This is a genomic window from Sphingobium psychrophilum (assembly GCF_012927105.1).
Taxonomy (GTDB): Bacteria; Pseudomonadota; Alphaproteobacteria; order Sphingomonadales; family Sphingomonadaceae; genus Sphingobium; species Sphingobium psychrophilum.
This window is the reverse complement of sequence record NZ_JABBFV010000066.1, coordinates 1-2,165: the sequence shown is the minus strand read 5'-3', so window position 1 is coordinate 2,165 and position 2,165 is coordinate 1. Positions and strand designations below refer to the sequence as shown.

2 protein-coding genes are annotated in these 2,165 nt (G+C 61.9%); both read left to right on the top strand.

Features of this window, described 5'->3' with window-relative positions; all coding sequences use genetic code 11:
• On the top strand, positions 1-1,271 hold a 1,271-nt coding region (istA, locus tag HHL08_RS25165), incomplete at its 5' end, for an IS21 family transposase (protein WP_169575574.1).
• Between the two features lie 15 nt (positions 1,272-1,286).
• A complete protein-coding gene (gene istB / locus HHL08_RS25160) occupies positions 1,287-2,027 on the top strand; it encodes an IS21-like element helper ATPase IstB (RefSeq protein ID WP_119749909.1) in 741 nt (246 codons plus the stop codon).
• The last annotated feature ends 138 nt before the right edge of the window (positions 2,028-2,165 follow it).

Below are 2,165 nucleotides of genomic sequence, written 5' to 3'. Positions count from 1 at the left end.
GCGAGATCAAGCGCAAGGGTGTGACGCTGACGCTGCTTTGGCAAGAATATCGCGCCGGGCATCCCAATGGCTATGGCTATACCTGGTTCTGCGATCGCTTTGCGGCCTTCCAGAAGTGCACCCATGCAAGCTTCCGTAATCGGCATGAGGCGGGTGCTGTGATGCAGACCGATTATGCAGGTCATACAGTGCCGCTGATCGATCCATCGACCGGGGAAATACACCAGGCGCAGATCTTCGTGGCGGTTCTGGGGGCTTCGTCGCTGACGTTCGTGATGGCCAGCCTGAGTCAGAAGCTCCCCGACTGGATCGAAGGCCAGGTTCAAGCGCTGGGTTACTTCGGCGGGGTAGCCCGCGCCATTGTCTGCGACAATCTGAAAGCCGGGGTGGCGAAGGCGCTGTGGTTCGAGCCGACGCTCAACCAGACCTTTGCAGCGATGGCGGATCATTACGACACGACAATCTTGCCGACCCGCAGTCGTCGTCCACGCGACAAGGGCAAGGTCGAAGGGGCCGTGTTGATCGTCGAGCGCTGGATCCTTGCGCGACTGCGCAACCGGCGCTTCTTCACCCTTGCGGACCTGAATGCGGCGATCGCCGTGTTGCTCGAGGATCTGAATGATCGACCGATGCGCCATGTGGGGCGATCGCGCCGCGCGCTGTTCGAAGAGATCGAGCGGAGCGCCCTTGCGCCGCTCCCGGCAGCGCGGTTCGAATATGCCGAGTGGAAAAGGGCCAAGGTCCATCCCGATTATCATGTCGAGGTCGACAAGACCTTCTACTCGGTCCCGCACCGGCTGATCGGGCGGCAGGTCGATGTCCGGCTCACCCACAGGGTGGTCGAGTTGTTCCACGATCACCAGCGGGTGGCGAGCCATGTCCGGCGGTCCCAGCGCCGGGGCCATGTGACGGTGAGCGAGCATATGCCCAAGGCCCATCAGCGTTATGCCAACATGACGCCAGCCAGCCTGATCGGCAAAGCCGACCAGATCGGCGTCAACGCGGCGATCCTGGTCGAACGGCTGATGCGCGACCGGCCTCATCCTGAACAGGGCTATCGTTCGGCGATGGGCGTTCTGTCGCTGGCCCGGCGCTACGAGCGGGACCGGGTGGAAGCATCATGCGAACGCGCGCTGATCATCAACGCGGTCTCCTACTCTTCGGTCGCCGCGATCCTCAAATCCGGGCTCGACCGGATCAGGCCGGCGACCGAGCCGGCACGACCCACGCCTGCGCACACGAACATCCGTGGCCGGGGCTATTATCAATGAAGAAAGGAAACTCCCATGTTGAACAATCCCACCCTTGATCAGATGCATGCGCTTGGCCTCGCCGGAATGTCCGCCGCGTGGCGCGAGATGACCGCACAAGGCAGCGGCGAGGATCTTGCCCGCGAGGAATGGCTCGGGTTGATGCTCGACCGCGAAATGGCGGTCCGTGCGGACCGGCGTCTAGGCAACAAGCTCAGGTCCGCGCGGTTGCGCTTTGCCGATGCCTGTATCGAGGACATCGACTTTACCGCGCACCGCGGGATGGACCGCCGCGCTATCCTGTCGCTCGCGCAAGGGGCGTGGCTCAAGGCTCATGAGAATCTCATCATTACCGGCCAGACCGGAACCGGAAAAACATGGTTGGGTTGCGCCTTTGGGCGGCAAGCTGCCCGGCTCGATCATCCGGTTCTCTATATGCGCATGCCGCGCCTGTTCGACGCGCTCGCTCTTGCACGCCTCGACGGCAGCTTCCCGCGTCTGGCAGACAGGCTGGCGCGGGTCGAACTGCTTATCCTCGATGACTGGGGCACCCACTCGCTGAGCGATCAGCAGCGGCTCGATCTGCTCGAAATCTTCGAGGAACGCTATCGGCGAAAATCCACGCTGATCACCGCCCAGCTCCCTGTGACCGCCTGGCACGACATGATCGGCGAACCCACCATCGCCGATGCCATACTCGACCGGATCATCCACAATGCCCACCGCATCACCCTCGAAGGGGACAGCATGCGCAAGCAAAAACCACCTCAGGCTTGACCTCAAAGCAAAGCCGCGCGATCAGCCAACCCGACTTCAACAAGGCAAACGGAAAACACACCTCCAGCTGTCCCGGAATTAGCGAAACCGCTGTCCGCGATTTAGCGAAACGAATGTCCCGTTTTTACGAAATACGCA